The following is a 21035-nucleotide window of genomic DNA, read 5'->3' as shown; positions in this document are numbered from 1 at the left end:
CGCCGAAGTTACTACCCGGTAACCGTAGCGCGCCGCTTCGCCGTCCGGCCACCGAACTCGACCGAAGTCACCTCCCCGTGGTCGTTCCGCAGGAAACGCGCGGTGGGCTTGCGGGTGTCGGCGGCGGGGGCGATCGCGTCGCCGCCCACGAAAACGGCCTCGAACGGCGGCGGCGACGGGAAGTCCTCGATGTCGGCGACCAGCTGCGCCCACAGCGCGCCGTCGCGGTCGCTGACCACGAACGCCAGGTCACCGGTCTGGTAGCGGCCGAGGTACTCGGCGACGTCCGGCTGGGGCACGGGAGCCACGTTCGCGAGCGGAGGCAGCCCGATCAGCTTCTCCAGGCACCAGTCGACGATCTTCGCGCCCAGCGCGGACCCGCCCGCGCTGTTGGTCAGCACCGTGACGGCGAAGTCCTCCTCCGGAATGGTCACGAACTCCGACAGCTGCAGATTGCTCACGTTGCCGCCGTGCCGGACCAGCCGGGCAGCGCCGTGGGTGGTGTGCAGCCAGCTCAGCCCGACCTCTTCGAACCGCAGCGCGGCCTTGCGCTGCGGCGCGCGCATGAGGTCGCGGGTGGCTTCGCTGATCGGCGGCTTGCCCTCGGCCTCGCCGGTCAGGAAGAACCGGGCCCATTTCAGCTGGTCGCCCGCCGTCGACCACAGTCCGCCGCTCGCGCTGTCCGCTCGGGTGAGGCCCACGGTGTGCTCGACCGCCGGTCCGCCGTCGCGCAGCACGTGCCCGACGGCGTGACGGCGCGTGAGCACCTCCCACGGCAGGTAATACGACTCGGTCATGCCCAGCGGTTCGAGCAGCCGGGCGCGGACCACGTCCTCGAAAGGTTCACCCGCCACCACCTCGACGACCCGGCCTGCCAGCTGGAAGCCGGCGTTGCAGTAGGAGAACACCTCACCGGGCGGGAAGTTCTGCGGCAGGTCGCCGAACTTCGCGATCGCGAGGGCCAGCGCGTCGTCACCCCACCCGGTGGTGAAGTCCACATCACCGAGGAACCCGGCGGAGTGCGTGAGCAGATGGCGCAGCGTCACCGTCTTCCGCGCCACCGGATCCGCCAAGGGAAGGTCGGGAAGGTACTCGACGACCGGCCGGTCCAGGTCCAGCGCACCGTCTTCGACGAGGGCAAGCACCGTTGCCGCGGCGAAGGTCTTGCTGGTGGAGCCGATCATGAACAAAGTGCCGGGATCGACCGGAAGCCCGGTGTCCACACTGGACACACCGGTGGCGAACACCGACTCCTCGCCGCGATGTGTCACCCCCACCACGGCTCCAGGCACACCCGCCCCGCGCGCCTCCTCTTCGAGCACGCCTCGCAGCTCCTGAACGTTCGACACCCGTGTCCCCTTTCGTCCGGTCAGGCCAGCGTTTCACCGCGACGCCGCGGCCGGCTCGTCCGAACCGACGAACATCGGCGGACCGGTGCGGGCGATATCACGTAGCCCCGGAGATCACGACCCAGTACACTGGACAACGCGGTCCGCTCAGTTCTGCCTCGGGCCGCGTTTCGTTGTCGAATGACCACGCGCCGCGGCCCCCCGAGGTCTGCGCCGGGCAGGACAACCCTTCCTATCCTTACGGAGATACCAGGGCGCACCTGTGCCCACACGCTTATGAGCACACCTACCTTCACCGAACTCGGCCTGTCCAAGACCCTCGTGGACTCGCTCGCCGAACAGGGCGTCACCAGCCCGTTCCCCATCCAGGCCGCCACGCTGCCGCATTCGCTGGCGGGCCGCGACGTCCTCGGCCGCGGCCGCACCGGCTCCGGCAAGACCTACGGCTTCGTGCTGCCCGTCCTGGCCCGGCTCGCCGCCGGCCCGACCCGGCGCCGCCCCGGCCGCCCGCGCGCACTGGTCCTGGCGCCGACCCGCGAACTGGCCACCCAGATCGAGGCGTCGTTCCTGCCGCTGGCCAAGCCGCTCGGCCTCAAGGTCACCACCATCTTCGGCGGCGTCAGCCCCAACCCGCAGATCACCCGGCTGCGTGACGGCGTCGACATCGTCGTCGCCTGCCCCGGCAGGCTCGCCGACCACATGCGTTCGGGCGAGGTGAAGCTCGACAACATCGAGATCACCGTACTGGACGAGGCCGACCACATGGCCGACCTCGGCTTCCTGCCCGACGTCCGGCGCATCATGGCCGAGACCCCCGAGCGCGGGCAGCGGCTGCTGTTCTCCGCGACCCTCGACGCGGGCGTCGACGTGCTGGTCAAACGCTTCATGCACAACCCGGTCACGCACAGCGTCGACTCGGCCCAGTCGCCGGTCTCGACCATGAAGCACCACGTGCTGCACCTGGAGGAGACCCACCGGCTGGCGGTGCTGATCGACCTCACCGCCGCGCCCGGCCGCACGCTGGTGTTCACCCGCACGAAGCACCGCGCCAAGCAGCTGACGCGCAAGCTCATGGCCTCCGGCGTGCCGGCCGTCGAACTGCACGGCAACCTCGGGCAGACCGCGCGGACGCGCAACCTGGAGGCGTTCTCCTCCGGCGCGGCGAAGACACTGGTCGCGACCGACATCGCCGCCCGCGGAATCCACGTCGACGACGTCACGCTGGTCATCCACGCCGACCCGCCCGTCGAGCACAAGGCGTACCTGCACCGGTCCGGCCGGACCGCGCGGGCCGGGGCGTCCGGCACCGTCGTCACGCTGATGACCGACGCGCAGGTCGGCGACGTCCGCGACCTCACCCGCAAGGCAGGCATCAAGCCGACGACGACGCAGCTCGGCCCCGGCCACCCGCTGCTGTCGGAGCTTGCGCCCGGCGAGCGTTCGTTCACCGCGTCGCCGCGACGGCCGATCGTGGACACGCGGCCGAAGCGCGTCAGCGCCAGCGGCGAGGCCATCCAGGGCAAGGGTGAGGACGAAGACCGTCCGGCAGGCGGCCGTGGCCGCGGCAGCCGCGCCGGTCGCGGCCGAGGCCCTTCCGTCGGTGGAAGGGGTGCTTCCGGTGGCGGCTCGCGTCGCGGCGGTTCCTCGGAAGGCCGTGCACGTCAGCCCCGCGTCGAGGGCGATCGCCGTGGCGGCGCTCCCGCCGGCCAGGGCGGCCGTCGCGCGGCCGAGTCCACCGGACGTCGCGAAGGCGCGCCCAAGGGCGGCGGCCAGGGCCGTCGCGCTGCCGCCGACTCCCAGCCGCGCCGGGCTTCCGGTGCGGGCAAGGCCCAGTCCGGTGGGGCTCCGGCCCGCCGGGGCGGTGCCGCCGCGTTCTCCTCGGGAACCCGCGCCGGCTCGCGCCGCTCGCGCTAGCTCACCCTGACGGCCGCCACGCGTGATCCGGCGGCCGTCACGCGAGTTACGGCTCCAATCACGCGAGTTACGCCTTCCATCACGTGAGTTCCGCCCTCAATCACGCGAGTTACGCCTCCCGTCACGCGAGTTACGGCTTCCGTCCCGACATCGGCGAGTCCGGCCCGGCGTGACTGGAGGCGTAACTCGCGTGATCGGGGGCGTAACTCGCGTGTCTAGGAGCGGAACTCGCGTGATCGGGGGCGTATCACGCGGTTCGGGCGGCGGCGCGGGCCGCGGCGGCCGCGCGACGCTCTTCGAAGCGGGAAGCCTGGGTGTCGAGGGCCTTCAGGAACTGGTCGAGTTCGTCCCGCGCCTTCTCCCCCACCTCGCCGAGCCCTTCGAGCTCGAAGATCTTCCACTGCCGCAGCAACGGCCAGATCACCTCGTCGTGGTGGATCCGCAGGTCGTAGATGCCCGCCTTCGCGATCAGCGCGGCCTTCCGCACGAAGCTCGGGATCACCGCGCCCGGCATCTGGAACTGGACGACCTCGTCGGTGATGGCGCGCATCATCGCGTCGGGTGAAAGCTCCAGCGAGGCCTGCACCAGGTTCCGGTAGAAGACCATGTGCAGGTTCTCGTCCATCGCGACCCGCGAGAGCAGCTTTTCGCACATCGGATCCTGCGTGTACTTCCCCGTGTTGCGATGCGAGAGCCGCGTCGCCAGTTCCTGGAACGACACGTACGCGAAGACGTTCAGCAGCGCCTTGTCGCCGCTGTCGTACCCGGCCTGCATGGTCTGCATCCGCGCCCGCTCCAGCTCGACCGGGTCCACCGCGCGCGTCACCAGCAGGTAGTCGCGGATGCAGATGCCGTGGCGGCCCTCCTCGGCCGTCCAGCGATGCACCCAGGTGCCCCACGCGCCGTCGCGGCCGAACGCCCGCTCGATCTCGCGGTGGTAGCTCGGCAGGTTGTCCTCGGTGAGGAGGTTGACCTCCAGCGAGGTCCGCGCGATGGGCGACACCCGTGACTGCTCGGGATCCCACGGCTCGCCGCCCAGTTCGGCGAAGTTCTTGCCCTCGCTCCACGGCACGTACTCGTGCGGCATCCATTCCTTGGCGACCGAGAGATGCCGGTTGAGGTTTTCCTCGACCGTTCCCTCCAGCTCGAGCATCAGCCGGGTGCTTTCGGGGACCGTCATGCGTTTCGTCCTTTCAGGGTACGGAAAACGCCTACCTACGACACCGTAACTTACGGTGTCGTAGGTTTGCCACCTCCGGAAGGTGAACGCTAAAGCGAGGCCGTCAGCCCCCGTGCACGCAGGACCGAACGCTCCAGCGGACGGAACAGCACCAGCTCGATGCCGACGCCGACCAGCAAGATCAGGAAGATGGCCGACATCACGGCCTCCATGCTGTTGAACGACGAGCCCTCGTGCAGGTACGCGCCGAGTCCCTTGCCGAGCGCCGGGGACAGCGCGATCAGCTCGGCGGCCATCAGCGAACGCCACGAGAACGCCCAGCCCTGTTTGAGTCCGGCGAGGAAACCGGGCAGCGCGGCGGGCAGCAGGATGTGCCGGGCCGACGACAGCCGGCTCGCCCCCATCACCTGGCCGACGCGCGGCAGGATCGGCGGGATCTGGTCGATACCGGCGACGAGGCCGTTGGCGATCGAAGGCACCGAACCCAGCAGGACCACGAAGTAGATCGAAGCGTCGTTCAGCCCGAACCACAGGATCGCCGCAGGCACCCAGGCCACCGACGGAAGGCTTTGCAGCCCGGTCAGGAACGGCCCGACCGCGGCACGCACGACCCGGACCTTCGCCACCAGCAGTCCGAGCGGGGTCCCGATGACCACGCCGATCAGGAAGCCCAGCGCGGCCCGGTGCACCGACGTCCAGACGAATTCGAAGATCTCGCCGTCGACGGTAATGCCGACGATTTCGTCCCAGACCGCGAGCGGCGAGGGAAGCATGGCCTCCGGCCAGAACGCAGCGGCCCACAAGGCCTGCCACAGCGCGACCAGCAACGCCAGGAAGACCAACGGCGGCACGAAGCCGCGCAGGAACCGCTTCCCCCGGCTTTCCCGGCGTTCCCCCGTGGGGGTGTCGAGCGAGTCGAGCCCCGCGCCGACGGCCTCGTCCGCCGCTGCTGCCTCTACGTCAGGGCGGTCAAGCCGCGGCATGGGTACTGATCACCTCCCGGAGGTGACCGGTGATCTCCAAGGTCAGCTCTTCGGCGTCGGAGGCCTGGACGTCGCGCCATTCCCGCACGACCCGGCCCGGCCGCGACGAGAGCAGCACGACCCGCTGGCCGAGCCGCACGGCCTCGCGGACGTCGTGGGTCACGAACAGCACCGAGGTGCCGGTGCTGCGATAGACGCGCAGCAGTTCACCCTGCAGGACGTCGCGGGTGATGGCGTCGAGCGCGGCGAACGGCTCATCCATCAGCAGCAGCGACTGTTCCGGGTCACCGCCGACGCGCAGGGTCGCGGCCAGCGCCCTGGCGAGCGCGACGCGCTGCCGCATCCCGCCGGACAACTCGTGCGGCCGCTTGTCGCCCGCACCGCCGAGGCGGACGAGGTCGAGCAGTTCGGCCGCCTTCTCGCGACGTTCCGACCGGCCGAAACCGGCGAGGCGCAGCGGCAGTTCCACGTTGCGGGCCGCGGTCAGCCACGGCATCAGCGCGGCCTCCTGGAACATGACCGCGGGCCGGGAGGTCTCGAGGGTGATCGTGCCCGACGTCGGCCGGTCGAGGCCGGCGACCAGGTTCAGCAGCGTGCTCTTGCCGCAGCCGGAGGCGCCGAGGAGGCAGACGAACTCGCCGGGGGCGACCGTCAGGTCCATCCCGTCGAGGGCCACGACGGCGCGGCCGGTCGGCCCGAACGCCTTCCGGACCCCGTCGAGCCGCACGGCGACACCGGTGGACAGGCCGGGCTCCAAGGTGGTCGTCATCGCTGATCCCCTCCGGTCACTTCGTCAGCCCTGGCGCGTTCACGCCGGGCTTGCCCTGCTCTTCGAGCACGGCGTTGAGCGGGCCGAAATCGGCGAACCCCTTGAGGTCCACCGCGGACTTCACCACGCCCGCGGTCACCGAGTCCTGCGCGAGCTGGGTGAAGGTCGACGCCACCGGATCGATGCCCAGTTCGATGCCGGAGAACGCGCGGTCGAGGACGGCCTCGTTCAGTGTGCTGCCCGCGAGCGCCTTGAGTTCTCCGTTGACCACCTTCTTCGCCTCGGCGGGGTTGGTCTTCGCCCACTCGATGGCGGCGAGTTCACCTTTGAGGATGGCGGTGACGGTCTCCGGATGCTGCTGCAGGAACTCACTGCGGACGATCACGACCGTGGTCGGGAACTTGCCTTCCGGCCACAGGGACTTCTCGTCCACGAGGACCTTCGCGCCCGCGTCCAGCACGAGCCGCGAGGACCACGGCTCCGGCAGCCAGCCGCCGTCGAGTTCGCCCTTCTTGAAGGCGTCGAACGTCTTCGGATTGTCGAGGTTGGTGACCTTGACGTCGGGCAGTTTCTTCTCGGCGACGAACTTCTTGAGCGCGACGTCTTGGGTGTTCGCCAGCGATGGCGTCGCGATGTTCTTGCCGGCGAGCTGCTCCGGCGCGGTGATCTCCGGCTTCACCACCAGCTGCGCGCCGCCGGTGACCGCGCCGGAGACCAGCTGGATGGCGCCCTTGGACTTGGTGAAGGCGTTGATGGCCGGGCCGGAGCCGATGAACGCGATGTCGAGCGAGTTGCCGAGCAGCGCGTTGACCTCTTCGGGGCCGGCGTTGAACGTCTGGGTGGTGAGCTTCGTCGAACCGAGTTCCTTGGCGAAGAAGCCGTTCTTGACCCCGAGCAGCGCGGGCGCGTGCGTCACGTTCGGGAAGTAGCCGACGCGCACCTCGCCCGCGGCGCCCTGGCTCTTCTGCTCCGCCGGGGCGGCGCCGCTGTCCGCGCGTGAACACCCCGCGATCCCACCGGCCAAGGTCAAGGCGGCGAAGGCCGCGGCCAGTAAGCGGGCTCTGTGGTGGGTGCGCACGGGAGGTCGCCTTTCGGAGATACGACTCGGCTCGGGTGGTGGCGCGAGAGTCGCATGTTCACCCACGTGCCTGCATCGCCATCCGAATGACGGGAAAGATGCTGAGAATCCTTGACACCCGGCGGAACTCCTGTTCCACATTTCAGGACCGGTGTAACGGTTCGGGCCGAACGGGCGAATCACGCTTAGTGGTGAAGCACCCTCGAACCGTCGCGATGGCGGGCGTGCTGACCGCCGGTATCGGCATGGGTGTCGTAGCGACGACGCTCAAGATCGCCGACGGCACGCACACCGTGCTCGACACCACCCTCTCGTCCACGACCGGGTTCCTCTTCCTCCTCGCCGGTGCCGTCGCGCACGTGCGCCGCGCTTCGAACCCCATCGGCCTGCTCATCGCGCTGGCCGGGCTCGCGTTGTTCGCCGAGGACCTGCAGTTCGCGAACGAGCCGCTCGCGCACACCGCCGGCTTGGCGCTGACCGCCGCGTCCAGTCCGGTGATCGCCCATCTCGTGGTCGTCTTCCCGCATGGGAAGCTCCGGTCCCGCTGGGAACGCGTGCTCGTGCTTTCCGCGTACACCGTGGTCTTCGGAGCGGCCGTGCTCGGTCTGCTCGTCAACGACGATCCGAAGAACCTCGCCGCGGTCGCCGCCTCGACGGAGGCCGAACAGCTGGTCAAGCGGCTGCTGGAGCTGGTCGGCGCGCTGATCGGCGCCGGGGTGCTGGTCGTGCTGCTCTACCGCTGGCTCGCCGGGCGGCTTCCGCAGCGGCGGCTGCTCTCCCCCGTCGTCGCGATCGCGGTGGTCGGCGCGGTGAGCACCACGGTCGGCAGCGCGCTCGGCTCCGCGCATCCGTTCTCCGGACCGCTGCTGGACGTCTACCGGATCTCGTTCTGCCTGTGGCCGCTGACCTTCCTGATCGGGGTGCTGCGGGCGCGGGTCGGCAACGCGGAGATGATCCGGCTCCTGCTGGAACGCGACGGTTCCAGCCTGGCCGCGCTCGTGCAGGACGACGAGGTGTGGAAGGACAGCCGGTCGATCGACGCGCTCAACGCCGCCGCCGGGCTGGTGCTGGACAACCAGCGGCTCGCCGCGGAACTGGAGGAACGCCTCGTCGAGGTCCAGGCGTCGCGCGCCCGCATCGTGGCCGCCGCCGACGATGAGCGGCGACGTCTCGAACGGGACCTGCACGACGGGGCGCAACAACGGCTGGTCAGTGTCGTGCTGCTGCTGAGGATGGCGGAACGGCGGCTCGGGAGCGACCTCACGCCGCCGGTCGCGGCCCTGCTGACCGGCACCATCGACGAACTCCAGGCCACCATCACCGAACTGCGTGAACTCGCGCGCGGGCTCCGGCCCGCGATCCTCACCGAGGCCGGGCTGATTCCTGCGGTCCGGTCGTTGCTGGACCGGGTTCCGCTCGCCGTCGACCTCGCGGGGGCGGACGTGCCGCGGCTCAGCGGCGCCGTCGAGGCGACGGCGTACTTCGTCGTCTCGGAAGCGGTCACCAACGCCTTGAAACACGCGCGGGCACACGAGGTCCGCGTGGTCATCCGCGTCAAGGAAGACGGCCTGCGGGTGGACGTCCACGACGACGGCACCGGCACGGCCGACATCGACGGCGGCTCCGGACTGCACGGCCTCCGCGACCGGGTCCGGGCGCTCGGCGGCGAACTGACCGTCGCGAGCGAACCCGGGTCGGGCACGACGGTCTCAGCCGTCATCCCGCTGGACGGCTGACGCGAGTCAGCGCCGTCGCTCGATGAGCGCGGCGAGTCCGTCGAGGATCCGCTGAAGCCCGAACTCGAAACCGTTGTCCGCGGGGGCGTCTTCTATCGACTTCGCCGCTTCGTGCAGAGCCGGGAACATGTCCGGGTTCGCCGCGACGTGCCCGCGCAGGCCGCGGTCGCCTTCCCAGGGCTGGGTCCCGGCGTTGTTCGTCGAATGGGTGTTGCGCAGATGCCCGCTGATCAGGAAGACCGCGTCCATCCGTTCGGCGCCGGTCAGGCCGGTGCCCGCCAGCGCGGCGACGGCGGATTCGGTCCAGCCGATCTCCCGGGGCCCGGTCGCCCGGACGCCGACCGTGGCGTCGGGCAGCCACGGATGCCGCTGCCAGGTCTCCCGCATCCGGACCGTCCATTCTTCGAGCCGGGAACGCCAGTCGCCGGGCAGCGCGAGGAGGTCCGGCGCGGGGCCGATGGCCAGTTCGGTCATCACCGCGAGCAGTTCCGCCTTGTTCCTGACGTGGCGGTACAGCGCCATTTTCGTCACGTCGAGCTTGCTCGCGACCAGGTGCATGGAGACACCGGCGATGCCGTCGGCGTCGGCGATCCCGGTCGCGGCGTCGGCGATCCGCTCGATCGTCAGCACCGGGCGAGTGGGTTTCGGCTCGCGCTGGGACAGCCCCCAGAGCAGCTCGGTACTGCCGGCACCGGGATCCGGGCCGGCTCCCGTCGAGGTCGCCATCGTGCACTCCGTTTTCGGACATTCGGGACTTGTCATCCGGTCTCGGATGTGTCTAACGTACACCATGTGTCCGGCGGACACATCGCTCTCCTGGGGACACAAGAGCGTCCAAGAGATACTTCACTGGGAAGGAACAGCGCCATGCGCAAGTTCAAGCTGCAGGTCCAGACCACCGTCGACGGCTACATGGGTGGCCCGGAAGGCGAGATGGACTGGATGACCATGCCGTGGACCGACGACGTCAACGCCTACGTCGGCCCGCTCTGGGACCCGGTCGACTGCATCGTGCTGGGCCGCAACCTCGCCGAAGGGTTCATCCCGGCTTGGCAGTCGGGCATGGAGGGCGAGACGCAGGAGACCATCGACAAGATGAACAACACGCCCAAGGTGGTGATCTCGAACAGCCTCACCGAGTCGCCTTGGGAGAACGCCACCGTGGCGGGCGGGGATCTCGCCGAGATCGTGCACAAGCTCAAGGACCAGCCGGGCGGCGACATCATCACCTCGGGCGGCGCCCGGCTCGCCGCGGATCTGATCGCCAAGGGGCTGCTGGACGAGATCCACCTGTTCGTCAACCCGACCGCGATCGGTGCCGGCCTGCCGGTGTTCCCCGCGCTCGGCGGCAATCAGCCGCTGCGGCTGGTGCGGTCCAAGACGTTCGACTGCGGGATCACCGCACTGCACCTGGAGCCGAAGAGCTCCTGATCACCACGGAGGGTGTCAGGCCAGCCCGCGGATCGCGCGCGCGGGCGGCCGCACCCCCTGGATCGACGCGACCATCTCCAGCACCTGCCGGGTGCGCCTGACCTCGTGCACCCGGAACACCCGCGCCCCCTCCGCCGCCGCCCACGCCGTCGCGGCGAGGGTCCCGTCGACCCGCTCCGCGAGCTCCACGCCGAGCGTCTCCCCGACGAAGTCCTTATTGGACAGTGCCATTAGCACCGGCCACCCGGTGCCCGCCAGTTCCCGCGCGTGCCGCAGCAGCGCCAGGCTGTGCCACGTGTTCTTGCCGAAGTCGTGGGTCGGGTCGATCAGCACCCCCTCACGCGGGACACCGAGCGCCACGACCGCCTCGGCGTGCGCCGTCGTCTCCGCGACGACGTCCGCGACGATGTCCGGGTAGTTCACCCGGAACGGGCGGGTGCGCGGGACGGCGTTCCCGGTGTGCGAGCAGACGTAGCCGGTGCCGAACTCCGCGGCGACCTCGGCCAGCTTCGGATCGGCCCCCGCCCAAGTGTCGTTGATCAGATCCGCACCCGCCTCCGCCGAACGCCTGCCCACCTCGTGGCGCCAGGTGTCGACGCTGATCACCAGGTCGGGGTGCAGTTCACGGATCCGCTCGACGAACGGGACGACCCGCCGGATCTCTTCCTCGACGTCGACCTCCGCACCGGGTCCGGCCTTGACCCCGCCGATGTCGACGATGTCCGCGCCCTCGGCCACCGCCTTGGCGACGGCGGCGAGCGCGTCCGGATCCGAGAAGGTCGCACCCTTGTCGTAGAAGGAATCGGGGGTCCGGTTGACGATCGCCATGACCAGGGCGCGGTCCCGGGCGACGCGGCGCCCGCGGAAGGTCAGCTCGTTCACGAACTGATCGTAGGCGAGCGGAGCCTTCCGCGGAGAGTGCCGCCCATCGGGACCGTCCCGGACACCGGGAGCATTCATTGACTCGCCGTCGAACACCCGAGTAGACGTTGTCCCGCAAGGAAGTTCAGCCCGGCGAGTCGCCTCCCCGGTTTCCCCGTGCAGGAAGGGCCTCGAATGTCATCGGATCCTCTTCACCCGGCACGGCTTTCCCGGCGCACGGTACTGGCGGGAACCGCGGGCGCCCTCGGCGCGCTCACCCTGCCCGGCGTGGCCACCGCGGCGCCGGTGGACTGGTCGCGGGCGATCGTCGACTCGACGATGCGACGCTTCACCCCGGCCACCCTCGGCGGCTGGGGCTACACCCGCGGCCTCTACCTCTACGGCCAGTACCTGGTGTACCGGCGCACCCGCGAGAAGTCCTATCTCGACTACATCCTCGCCTGGTACGACCGGTTCGTCACCGAGAGCGGGATCTCCAACGGCTTCACCAACCTGGACGCGATGCGCTCCGGGCAGATGTTCCCCTTGCTGTACAACGAAACCGGGCAGGCGAAGTACAAGACCGCGGCGGAGCAGCTGCGCGGGCGGTTCCCGTCATACCCCCGGACGTCCGACGGCGGGATGTTCCACGCCACGAGCAGGGCCGGGCAACTGTGGGCGGACGGCGTGTACATGGCGCAGCCGTTCCTCGCCCTGTACGGCAAGACCTTCGGTGACGCCGCCTACTGCTACGAAGAGGCCGCGAAGAACGTCAGCGTCTACTTCGACCGGCTCAAGGAACCCGCGAAGGGCCTGCTCTACCACGCCTACGACGAGGACGGCTCGGAACCGTGGGCTTCGGGCCCCGGGCGGCATTCGAAGTACCACTGGGGCCGCGCGATCGGCTGGCTCGGGATGACGGCGATCGACCTCCTCGAGATCCTGCCCCGCGACCATCCGCGCCGAAAGCGGCTCGTCGACGTCGTCGGGTTCCTCGCGGCGGGCTACACCCGCTGGCAGGACCGGGCCACCGGCCGCTGGTTCCAGGTCGTCGACCGGGGCGGCGACAAGGACAACTGGCTGGAGACGTCGGCTTCGGCGATGTACACCTTCCTGCTCTCCCGAGCGGTGGAGCGCCACTACGTCGGCGCGGAGTACGGACCCGTGGCGGCGAAGGGCTATCGCGGGGTCCTGTCCCAGGTTTCGACCGGAGCCGGCGGATTGACCGATATCGCAAACATCTCCGAAGGCACCAATGTCGGCGACACCGCGTATTACTACGCACGCAAACGCAATACCAACGATTTCCACGGTCTCGGCGCGTTCCTCATCATGAATGAGCAATCGGGTTTCCCTGGCAGTGCCGGGTATTGACGGGAGGCGCTAACATCGCGTGCTGCGACGCCCACTCCCAGGAGGGACGACCGGATGCGCGAGACGCCGCCCCCGGCTTCTTATACCCGGCTCGAACTCGGTGACACCAGCACGATCCCGATCGGGGTGACGGTTTCCCCGCACGTTTCGCTGGTTTCGATGCTCGTCGAGGTCGTCGGCGGGTACGACCGAGGTATGCCCGCCGCCTGGCGCCGTCAGGTGGGCTCGGCGATCCCCGAACAGGGCTACCGCGCGGCGAGCGCGCTCGCCCGCCGGGGCACCTCGGTCCAACCGGATTTCATCGTCCCGATCAGCCCCGGCGAGGACTCTTCCGCCGCCGCCCAGGCGGAAATGCTGCGCGACCTCACGGAAACCGACGTCCTGAAAGGCCTCGAAGAGGTTTTCGGCGACCGGTTGCCCGCGCAGTGGCGGCAGGCCGCAGACCATCCGAGACGCTGGGTCGCCTCGCTCGCGGACGCCTTCACCGCGACCAGGGTGGCGACCGAAAACCTCTGGACCAAGGCCCGGCCCCTGCTCGACCGTGAGATCGAACGGATCGGCGTCGCCTCCGTCCGAGGCGGGACGGACGCGGTACTCGGCCTGCTGCGGCCGCATTTCCGGTTCAGCAACGGCTGCCTGCTGCTACCCGACGCGGAACCGGCGCGGTACACCACGCGCGGCCGCAAACTGATCCTCGTCCCGATGGTCGCGGGCGCCCGCTCGGTGGTGTCCAACTTCGACGAAGAGGACGCCATCTGGATCGGCTACCCGCTGCCGGGGCTGGACGGCCTGCTCGAGGGCGGCAGGCCAGAAACCGCCCCCGGCGTCGAAGGGCTCGACCTCGTGGTCGGCGCCCACCGCGCGAAACTGTTGCGGCATCTGGGAAAGCCCGCCCGGATGGGCGAGATCGCGAATCTGCTGTCGTGTGCCGCCAGCACCGCGACCTATCACTGCGAACAGCTCGTTTCGGCCGGGCTGATCCAGCGGCACCGCGAGGGCCAGGTCGTCCTCGTCGTCCGGACGCCTCGCGGTGACGCGCTGGTGGACCTGCTGTCCTGACTCGCGCGCCGTGGGTGAGCCGGTATCGCGGGTCCGTGAAGGACTCCTTGAGGGACCTAGGGTCCCCCAAAGTTCCCCTCACCCGCCGGGAACTCAGCGATCCTGGGGATGTCGTGAAGGGCCCCTTTAAGACGATGAAGGTCCCAAAGGGGCCCTTCACGACATCAGAGCTCGACGCGGGGCCCATCGGAAGCACTGTAGGAACAGCAGGTCCGTGAGGGCCTCCTTCCCTACTCTCAGGGTAGGGAAGGAGGCCCTCACGGCATGCCGGGCTGAGCTCAGCCCGGCCGAGGCTGCGGGCGGGCAGGAACGCCACCTGGAGTGGCGCCGCTACAGCGACAGCGCGTGAAGGCCCCTTCCCTCGGCTCAGCCGAGGAAACTCGACCTTCACCCCCTCGCCAGGTACATGAAGGCCCCCTTCCTTGCGCCTGGGTACAGGAAGGGGGCCTTCATGTACCTCAAACCAGGCATCATGCAAACCCAACCGCCGCCCTCTACACCCGCTGCAACCCAGGCTTCCCCGCCTCGACGACGTAGGACCGGTCCGCGGCCAGGGTCACCTTCGAGAAGTCGTACTCGCTGGTGTCCGAAACCGTCATGAAGTCGGCCCGCATCTGCGTTTGCGACGCCGTCACCCGGACGTAGCCGCGCTTTCCCCGGCAGTACTTGACGTGCGGGTTGTTCGAGAGCCACGTCGACGACGGGTCGGTCGCGGTGTCGCTGTTGCTCGTGACCGAGGTCGTCACCAGTTCCGAACCGAACACCGGGTCGCTGTGGTTGAAGTAGTCGCGGCGCAGGTCGGCGGCCCAGTGCCGGTGGACGTCGCCGGTCAGCACGATCGGGTTCGGCACCTTGCGGGCCACGATGCCCTTCGCGATCCGGTCGCGGGAGGCCTCGTAGCCCTGCCAGGAGTCGGGGCTCTCGCAGGTCGCCTTGTTGCCGTCGCCGTCACGGGTGGCGAAGAAGACCTGCTGGCCGAGGAAGTCCCACTTCGCCGGATGCGTCTCCAGCGCCTTCAGCAGCCAAGCCTCCTGTGTCGTGCCCAGGATGCTGCGCGAAGTCGACCGCATGTCGGTGCACGACGGCCCGGCCGTACCGGACGGGTCCGTCACCTGCGCGTTGCGGTACTGGCGGGTGTCGAGCATGTGGAACCGGGCGAGGTTGCCCCAGCCGAACTGCCGGTACAGCCGGATCGACGCACCGCTCGGCTTGGCGGTGGACCGGATCGGCATGTTCTCGTAGAACGCCTGGAAACCGGCGGCCTTGCGGTCCGCGGTGGCCGGGCTGGCGGTGCCGTTCCAGTTGTTCATCACCTCGTGGTCGTCGAAGACCACGACCCACGGCGCCATCGCGTGCGCGTTCTGCAGGTCGGCGTCGGTCTTGTGCTGGGCGTGCCGGGCGCGGTACTGGGCCAGTGTCGTGACGTCGTCGGTGAAGGCCAGCCTGCGCGGGTTCCGTTCGGCGGCGGCGCGGCCGGACTTCCGCTCGTACATGTAGTCGCCGAGGAACAGCACCAGTTCCGGGTTGTCGGCGAGCATTCCCTTGTACGAGTGGTACCAGCCCTCCTCCCAGTGCTGACACGAGGAGAAGCAGTACTTCAGCTGGTTCACCGCGGCACCGGCGGCGGGGGCGGTCCGGGTTCGGCCGACCGGCGAGATGTAGCCGCTGGTCTTGAACCGGTAGAAGTACTCCCGGCCCGGCTGGAGCCCGACCGGCTCGATGTGCACGCTGTGCCCGGAGGCGCGGGCCGCGGTCGCGGTGCCGCTCTGGACGACCGAGGAGAACGCCTGGTCGTTCGCGATCTCCCAGTCCACTGTGTACGAAGCGTCCGGCATACCGCCGAAACCGTCGGGGTTCAGCGGCGCGGGAGCGAGCCGCGTCCACAGCACGACGCTGTCCGGGAGGGGATCACCCGAGGCGACACCGAGCTGGAACGGGTCGTGGATGGCGGGCGCCGCCGCCATCGTTCTGGCGTTCGCCCATGAAGGCAACGTCGACGACAAGGCAGCCGCCGAAACCGCCGCGGCTCCACCGAGGAGTACCGCCCGCCGGTTCACCTGACCCATGAGAATTCAACCTTTCGAAGTGGGGAAAGAACGGGGAGGGATTTCACGCGGCGTAATCGGTGATGCCGCCACTACAGGCTTCGAGGGTCGGATTCGCGGCGGCGTTGGCGACGCAGACCTTGTAATAGACCCACGATCCCTTCGCGACCGGCACGGCCTTGTCGACGTGGGTGCCGTTGCCGCCGGAGGCCCAGACGTAGAACGGGCCGGCGCCGCCCTTCAGCCAGTAGGCGACCACGGCGGACTTGCCGTCGGCGTCCTTGTCGTAGACGAGGAAATGAGCATCCGATGAACGGAACTGGCCCTCGCCCGCGCAGACGCCGGTGGAACATTCGGCGCTGCCGGAACCGACCCCGCAGTCGGGCGCGATCCGCTGGTCGGAGCCGGTTTGGACATATCCGTCCGAGATGTAACCACCGAGCGCGGGAACGTAGTCCCACAACGTCGTCGTGCCCAGCGGACCGGCGACCGAGGTCCCGATCGTCTGGCAGTCGATGGTCACCGTGGCCCCGTTGGCCACCGTGCGCACCGCGGTCGAGGTGGTACTCGGGGCGCGGCGCACGTTCAGCGGATCACCCGCCGTCTTCACGGTCCCGGTGGCCGCGGCCAGTGCGGGAGTGGCTCCGGCGAGGCCCAAGGCGCCCGCCGTCACCAGCACGAGAAAGAAACCGGCGAGCCGCCGGACACTTGAACGCTTCATGGCTTCAGCGTCGACCGGCGTCGTACACATCACGTACAAACCGGGCGAGGTGTCTGCACATGCATGCGAATGGATCTAGCCAACCATGGCGGGACGGCAATATTATCGGCGGATATGGGGCTCCTGCCGTATTGGCGGTTTAGGTGACTATTCTCGGGTTTCGCGTTCTCGGTCCGCTCGAAGTGGCGGTGGACGGACAGGTGGTGCCGCTCGGCGGCCCCAAACCGCGTCTGCTGCTGGCCGCTCTCCTGCTCCAGCCCAACGTCGTCGTCTCCACCGAACTGCTGATCGAGGTCCTGTGGCCTTCGTCGGCGCCCCGTTCGGCGGCGGCGAACATCCGCACCTACGTCCATTCACTCCGCAAACGCCTCGCCGACCACGACCCCGAACTCGGGGAACGCATCGGGAGCCGTGCCTCCGGGTACATCCTCAAGGCCACCCCCGGGGAGATCGACCACATCCGCTTCGGCGAATTGGCCGCCCACGCCCAGTCCGCGCTCGGCCGCGGTGAGGCCGAATCCGCGCTCAGCCTGCTGGATCAGGCCGAAGCGCTGTGGCGCGGAGAAGTGCTCGAAGGCCTTCCCCACGACCACGGCTGGGGCGCGACCGTGGCCAGGCTGACGGAACTGCGGCTCGCGGTCCAGGAACAGCGGCTGCGGGCCAGGATCGAACTCGGCCGGACCGCCGAGGCCGTCGCCGAACTGCGCGGCCTGGTCACCGAACATCCGCTGCGCGAGGAACTCTGGCAGCAGCTGATCGTCGCGTTGCGGGCCGACGGCCGCACGGCCGACGCGATCGAGGCCTACGAAACGGCCGAGAAGGTGCTGGCCGACGAACTCGGCACGGAACCGGGGCCGCGGCTGAAGGAACTGCGGGCTTCGCTGATCGTGGCGCCGCCCGTGAGCCCGGACGCCGTGGCCGTCGCCCTCCCCCGGCCGATGGCGCCGGTCTGCCAGCTGCCGCTGGACCTGCCGGACTTCACCGGCCGCGACGGGGTGGTCGGCGATCTCGTCAACCTCTTCCGTGACCGCCGCGAGCAGGGAAAACCCGCGATCGTGGTGCTTTCGGGCGCGCCGGGGATCGGCAAGTCCTCCGTCGCGATCCGGGTGGCGCACGCGGTCCGCGACGATTTCCCGGACGGTCAGCTGCACGTCGACCTCGCCGGGACGTCGTCCTCACCCCGGCCCCCGATGACCGTGCTCGCCGAGCTGCTCCGCGCGCTGGGCGTCCCCGACGCGGGGCTGCCGCGTGAGCTTCCCGAACGCGCGGCGTTGCTGCGGTCCCGGCTCACCACCCTGCGGATGTGCGTCGTGCTCGACGACGCCGGCAGCGCGGCGCAGGTCCGGCCGCTGCTGCCCGGCGCGGGTTCCTGCGCGGTCCTGATCACCAGCCGGGTGCGGATGCCGGATCTGGCCGGGGCCACCCCGGTCGACGTCGAACTCCTGCCCGAAACCGAGGCCGCGACGCTGCTCGAAGGCATCGTCGGCACCGACAGGGTCGCCGCCGAGCCGGAGTGCGCGGCCGCGATCCTGCGCCACTGCGGATACCTGCCGCTGGCGATCCGGGTCGCCGGGGCGAAGCTGACCCACCGGCCGGGCTGGACGTTGCGCGTGCTGGCGGACAGGCTGCGGGACGAGAGACGAAGATTGGACGAGCTCCGCGTCGGCGATCTCGCCGTCCGCGCCAGTGTCACCCTCAGCTACGACTTGCTGCCCATGTCGGCGGCGACCGCGTTCCGCGGCCTCGGCGGGCTCGGCTCGGTCCAGTTCCCCGGCTGGGTGGTCGCGGCGCTGCTCGGCCGCACGCACGGTGAAGACGTCCTCGATGTGCTGGTGGACGCCCATCTGGTCGAGCTCAGCGGCTCGGACGGCGCCGGCGAACCCCGCTACCGCCTGCATGACCTGTTGCGGTGCTACGCCCTCGAACTGCGCGCGCAGGACGTCCCGGCGAAAGCGCACGACGCCACGAAACGGGTGCTGGAGGGCTATCTCGCGCTCGCGGTCGAAGCCGCGGACCGGATGCCGATCCACTTCTTCGGGCTCTACCGGGACGACACCGCCGTCCAGCCCGCCCTCCCGCCGGGGACCGCGCAGCTGATCGAGGATCCGGCCGCGTGGTTCGCCGCCGAACGGCACACCTGCGTCGCCGCCGTCTCGCTGGCCGCCGACCTCGGCTTCGACGCGCTGGCCTGGCGGCTCGCCGCGGCGCTGGCGCCGTATTTCGACCAGCGAGGGCACCAGGACGACTGGCTGCACACGCATGCCGTCGCGCTGGCGGCCGCGCGCCGGTCCGGCGAGGTCCGCGGTGAGGCGATCATCCAGCGCAACCTCGGGCAGATCCAGCTCTACCAGGACAGTTACGCCGAAGCCCTGGTCGCGTTCGAGCAGTCGCAACTGCTGTTCGACAAGATCGGCGACGCGCGGGGCGCGGCGATCGCGCTGGCCGGGCTCGGCACGGTGCTGCGGATCAAAGGCGAGGACACCGTCGCGCTGGAGCATTGTCACGCGGCGCTCGACCAGTTCGCGGCGGCCGGTGATCCGCACGGCGAGGCGGTCGCGCGGATCGCGATCGGCGCGGTGTGGCTGGCGCGGCGCCGGTACTCCGACGCGGAACGCTGGTTCACCGAGGCGCTCGAACAGTCCGCGCGCATCGGCGACCGGCACCGCGAGGCGCACGCGCTGAAGCGGCTCGCGATGCTGCGGCAGCACCAGGGCAACCTCGCGGGCGCGCGGGAGTGGGTCGACCGGGCGATCGCGATCTTCAACGAACTCGGCGACGACCATTGCGTCGGCTACGCGAACCAGAACCTCGGCGAGCTGTACCTGCACAGCGGCGACCTGGCCCACGCGCAACTGCTGCTGGTCAATTCGCTGAGCGTGCACCGGCGCAACGGGGACCGCCGGTCCGAGGCCGAGGTGTCGCAGTTGCTCGGGGAACTGCACGAGGCGCTGAGCCAGCCCGAACGGTCGCGGACGTATTCGGAGCGCGCGCTGGCGCTGTGGCGGGAACTCTCCGCGCGGCCACAGGAATCCGCGCTCGCTTCACGTCTGCAGGAATCAGCCGAAGCCTCGTACGGCGACTCCGCCAGCGCCTGACCCTTTTCGCAATTCGGCACCTGATTGCGGGTTTCACCCACCGCAACCAGGTGCCGAATTGCGTTTGTATCGATCGTGTACACGGCCCGGCGAAGCTCCCTTCGTAGCAACCGAGAGTGCTCGAAGGGAGACCGGAATGGTCCGGACCGTTAAGGCCCGCCGGGTGATGGCGGCCGTGCTGGCTGTGCTGGCATCGGGGGCGGTCACCGCGCTGGCCGCCAGCCCGGCGAACGCCGCACCCGAAGGAAGCTGGCGCGCCGACTTGTCCACTGTGGACGGCGACGACGTCAACGTCCGCAGCGACGGCGGCGTGCTCAGCCTGGAAAACGCCGCCTGGCACAGAAAACCCGACTCCATCGGCAGCCAGGGTTACCTGCTGCTGGCCGAGCAGAAGCTCGGGAAGCCGGTGAACCGGGTCTCCGCCCAGGTGACCGCCGACGCGCCGAAGGGCACCGAGGTCGAGGTCGCCGTCCGCGGCAAGCTCAACGGCAACGACTGGACCGAATGGGCGCCTGCCGAGGAGGGCGCCGCCCAGCTGTCCGCTTCGGTTTCCACGGTCCAGGTCCGCATCGGACTGCGCACACTGCACGACGGCGTGACCGCGAAGGTCAGCGACGTCACCCTCCAGGGTGAGCTCGGCCCGCAGGTGAACGCGATCGGCGCGGCCGCCGCCCCGCTGACGTACAAGGTCTACGGCACCCGCGAAGGCCTCGTCGGCGGAACCACGGCCAACGGGCACGTGATCAAGTCCCGCGACCACTTCGTCGCCCTCCCCTCGGGCCGCGGCCTGGCGCCGAAGAACACCGGCAACTACACCGTGCGCATCTGCCGCACCGACAACAGCCGCTGCGAATACGCGCCGGTGTGGGACGTCGGCCCGTGGAACACCAAGGACGACTACTGGAACCCCTCGGCCACCCGCCAGATGTGGAAGAACCTGCCGCAGGGCAAGCCCGAAGCGCAGGCCGCGTACCAGGACGGCTACAACGGCGGCAAGGACGAGTTCGGCCGCAAGGTGGCCAACCCGGCGGGTATCGACCTCGCGGACGGCACCTTCTGGGACGGCCTGAAGATGACCGACAACGGCTGGGTCAACGTCTCCTACCTGTGGACCGGCTCCGGCCCGACCGGCGTCGTCAGCACGGCGGGCGACCCGATGAACGTCCGGGCCTCCGCGAGCACCAGCGCGGCGATCAAGGGCCTCGCGGCGAACTACGCGAAGGTCAACATCGAGTGCTATGTCGAGGGTGAGACCGTCACCGGCAAGTTCGGCACCAGCAACGTCTGGGACCGGATCGGCCCGGGACACTACATCTCCGACACCTACCTGCAGACCGGATCGGACCTGCCGGTGGCGCCCAAGTGCTCGTGATCCGCTGATTTCCCTGAACGTGAAGGCCCGGCGCACCCCATAGCGCCGGGCCTTCGCCCTTTCGGCCG

General features: G+C 69.6%; 16 protein-coding genes. 7 read left to right on the top strand and 9 right to left on the bottom strand.

Going from position 1 to position 21035, the window contains the following annotated elements; translation table 11 throughout:
- Positions 1 to 11 precede the first annotated feature (11 nt).
- Positions 12 to 1349 carry a serine hydrolase domain-containing protein gene (locus ACIHAO_RS08205; RefSeq protein WP_396555714.1) on the bottom strand — a complete coding sequence of 446 codons (1338 nt, stop codon included), beginning with the start codon at positions 1347 to 1349 and terminating at the stop codon, positions 12 to 14.
- Positions 1350 to 1625: 276 nt separating this feature from the next.
- On the opposite strand from ACIHAO_RS08205, the gene ACIHAO_RS08200 reads away from it, so the two are divergent.
- On the top strand, positions 1626 to 3263 hold the full coding sequence (locus ACIHAO_RS08200) for a DEAD/DEAH box helicase (protein WP_396555712.1): 1638 nt from the start codon (positions 1626 to 1628) through the stop codon (positions 3261 to 3263).
- Between the two features lie 247 nt (positions 3264 to 3510).
- Here ACIHAO_RS08200 and ACIHAO_RS08195 read toward each other — a convergent pair whose 3' ends face one another.
- The 4 genes from ACIHAO_RS08195 to ACIHAO_RS08180 all read right to left on the bottom strand — a co-directional run bounded on the left by ACIHAO_RS08195 (position 3511) and on the right by ACIHAO_RS08180 (position 7273).
- Positions 3511 to 4443 (bottom strand): acyl-ACP desaturase, encoded by a 933-nt coding sequence (locus ACIHAO_RS08195; protein ID WP_396555710.1) that lies wholly within the window; start codon positions 4441 to 4443, stop codon positions 3511 to 3513.
- 89 nt (positions 4444 to 4532) lie between these two features.
- Positions 4533 to 5426, bottom strand: coding sequence for an ABC transporter permease (locus ACIHAO_RS08190; RefSeq protein WP_396555708.1), 894 nt, complete (start codon positions 5424 to 5426; stop codon positions 4533 to 4535).
- Positions 5413 to 6195 carry an ABC transporter ATP-binding protein gene (locus ACIHAO_RS08185; RefSeq protein ID WP_396555706.1) on the bottom strand — a complete coding sequence of 261 codons (783 nt, stop codon included), beginning with the start codon at positions 6193 to 6195 and terminating at the stop codon, positions 5413 to 5415. The genes ACIHAO_RS08190 and ACIHAO_RS08185 overlap by 14 nt, the downstream gene beginning before the upstream one ends.
- Positions 6196 to 6211: 16 nt before the next feature.
- Positions 6212 to 7273 carry an ABC transporter substrate-binding protein gene (locus ACIHAO_RS08180; protein WP_396555704.1) on the bottom strand — a complete coding sequence of 354 codons (1062 nt, stop codon included), beginning with the start codon at positions 7271 to 7273 and terminating at the stop codon, positions 6212 to 6214.
- 215 nt (positions 7274 to 7488) lie between these two features.
- Here ACIHAO_RS08180 and ACIHAO_RS08175 point away from each other — a divergent pair, with 215 nt between their 5' ends.
- On the top strand, positions 7489 to 9009 hold the full coding sequence (locus tag ACIHAO_RS08175; RefSeq protein WP_396556050.1) for a sensor histidine kinase: 1521 nt from the start codon (positions 7489 to 7491) through the stop codon (positions 9007 to 9009).
- Between the two features lie 6 nt (positions 9010 to 9015).
- Here ACIHAO_RS08175 and ACIHAO_RS08170 read toward each other — a convergent pair whose 3' ends face one another.
- A complete protein-coding gene (locus tag ACIHAO_RS08170) occupies positions 9016 to 9735 on the bottom strand; it encodes a TetR/AcrR family transcriptional regulator (RefSeq protein ID WP_396555702.1) in 720 nt (239 codons plus the stop codon).
- 141 nt (positions 9736 to 9876) lie between these two features.
- On the opposite strand from ACIHAO_RS08170, the gene ACIHAO_RS08165 reads away from it, so the two are divergent.
- Entirely contained in the window at positions 9877 to 10440 is a 564-nt protein-coding gene (locus ACIHAO_RS08165) for a dihydrofolate reductase family protein (RefSeq protein WP_396555700.1), read from the top strand.
- A 15-nt stretch (positions 10441 to 10455) separates the two neighbouring features.
- Here ACIHAO_RS08165 and folP read toward each other — a convergent pair whose 3' ends face one another.
- On the bottom strand, positions 10456 to 11322 hold the full coding sequence (gene folP, locus ACIHAO_RS08160; RefSeq protein WP_396555698.1) for a dihydropteroate synthase: 867 nt from the start codon (positions 11320 to 11322) through the stop codon (positions 10456 to 10458).
- A 174-nt stretch (positions 11323 to 11496) separates the two neighbouring features.
- Here folP and ACIHAO_RS08155 point away from each other — a divergent pair, with 174 nt between their 5' ends.
- Both ACIHAO_RS08155 and ACIHAO_RS08150 read left to right on the top strand, forming a co-directional pair.
- The gene (locus ACIHAO_RS08155; RefSeq protein WP_396555696.1) at positions 11497 to 12675 is read left to right on the top strand and encodes a glycoside hydrolase family 105 protein; all 1179 of its coding nucleotides are present in this window, start codon (positions 11497 to 11499) and stop codon (positions 12673 to 12675) included.
- A gap of 54 nt (positions 12676 to 12729) precedes the next feature.
- A complete protein-coding gene (locus ACIHAO_RS08150) occupies positions 12730 to 13734 on the top strand; it encodes a winged helix-turn-helix domain-containing protein (protein WP_396555694.1) in 1005 nt (334 codons plus the stop codon).
- A 494-nt stretch (positions 13735 to 14228) separates the two neighbouring features.
- Here the strand turns inward: ACIHAO_RS08150 and ACIHAO_RS08145 are convergent, their stop codons facing one another.
- Both ACIHAO_RS08145 and ACIHAO_RS08140 read right to left on the bottom strand, forming a co-directional pair.
- Entirely contained in the window at positions 14229 to 15800 is a 1572-nt protein-coding gene (locus tag ACIHAO_RS08145; RefSeq protein WP_396555692.1) for an alkaline phosphatase D family protein, read from the bottom strand.
- A gap of 43 nt (positions 15801 to 15843) precedes the next feature.
- Positions 15844 to 16500, bottom strand: coding sequence for a hypothetical protein (locus ACIHAO_RS08140; protein ID WP_396555690.1), 657 nt, complete (start codon positions 16498 to 16500; stop codon positions 15844 to 15846).
- Between the two features lie 143 nt (positions 16501 to 16643).
- On the opposite strand from ACIHAO_RS08140, the gene ACIHAO_RS08135 reads away from it, so the two are divergent.
- Together ACIHAO_RS08135 and ACIHAO_RS08130 are read left to right on the top strand one after the other, a co-directional pair.
- Positions 16644 to 19595: a BTAD domain-containing putative transcriptional regulator gene (locus tag ACIHAO_RS08135; protein ID WP_396555688.1), complete on the top strand. Its 2952-nt coding sequence runs from the start codon at positions 16644 to 16646 to the stop codon at positions 19593 to 19595.
- Positions 19596 to 19731: 136 nt separating this feature from the next.
- The gene (locus ACIHAO_RS08130) at positions 19732 to 20967 is read left to right on the top strand and encodes a hypothetical protein (RefSeq protein WP_396555686.1); all 1236 of its coding nucleotides are present in this window, start codon (positions 19732 to 19734) and stop codon (positions 20965 to 20967) included.
- The last annotated feature ends 68 nt before the right edge of the window (positions 20968 to 21035 follow it).

The sequence above is a fragment of the Amycolatopsis sp. NPDC052450 genome (genome assembly GCF_044547565.1).
GTDB lineage: Bacteria > Actinomycetota > Actinomycetes > Mycobacteriales > Pseudonocardiaceae > Amycolatopsis.
Note: the sequence above shows the minus strand (reverse complement) of the source record. Positions and strands in the feature narration are given on the sequence as shown.

Bases quoted from the DNA above. Each gene is read 5' to 3' on its own strand.
- ACIHAO_RS08170 (WP_396555702.1), bottom strand. From the start codon at position 9,735: ATGGCGACCTCGACGGGAGCCGGCCCGGATCCCGGTGCCGGCAGTACC.
- ACIHAO_RS08200 (WP_396555712.1), top strand. From the start codon at position 1,626: ATGAGCACACCTACCTTCACCGAACTCGGCCTGTCCAAGACCCTCGTG.
- ACIHAO_RS08190 (WP_396555708.1), bottom strand. From the start codon at position 5,426: ATGCCGCGGCTTGACCGCCCTGACGTAGAGGCAGCAGCGGCGGACGAG.
- ACIHAO_RS08145 (WP_396555692.1), bottom strand. From the start codon at position 15,800: ATGGGTCAGGTGAACCGGCGGGCGGTACTCCTCGGTGGAGCCGCGGCG.
- ACIHAO_RS08185 (WP_396555706.1), bottom strand. From the start codon at position 6,195: ATGACGACCACCTTGGAGCCCGGCCTGTCCACCGGTGTCGCCGTGCGG.
- ACIHAO_RS08130 (WP_396555686.1), top strand. From the start codon at position 19,732: ATGGTCCGGACCGTTAAGGCCCGCCGGGTGATGGCGGCCGTGCTGGCT.
- ACIHAO_RS08175 (WP_396556050.1), top strand. From the start codon at position 7,489: ATGGCGGGCGTGCTGACCGCCGGTATCGGCATGGGTGTCGTAGCGACG.
- ACIHAO_RS08155 (WP_396555696.1), top strand. From the start codon at position 11,497: ATGTCATCGGATCCTCTTCACCCGGCACGGCTTTCCCGGCGCACGGTA.
- ACIHAO_RS08165 (WP_396555700.1), top strand. From the start codon at position 9,877: ATGCGCAAGTTCAAGCTGCAGGTCCAGACCACCGTCGACGGCTACATG.
- ACIHAO_RS08195 (WP_396555710.1), bottom strand. From the start codon at position 4,443: ATGACGGTCCCCGAAAGCACCCGGCTGATGCTCGAGCTGGAGGGAACG.
- ACIHAO_RS08150 (WP_396555694.1), top strand. From the start codon at position 12,730: ATGCGCGAGACGCCGCCCCCGGCTTCTTATACCCGGCTCGAACTCGGT.
- ACIHAO_RS08140 (WP_396555690.1), bottom strand. From the start codon at position 16,500: ATGAAGCGTTCAAGTGTCCGGCGGCTCGCCGGTTTCTTTCTCGTGCTG.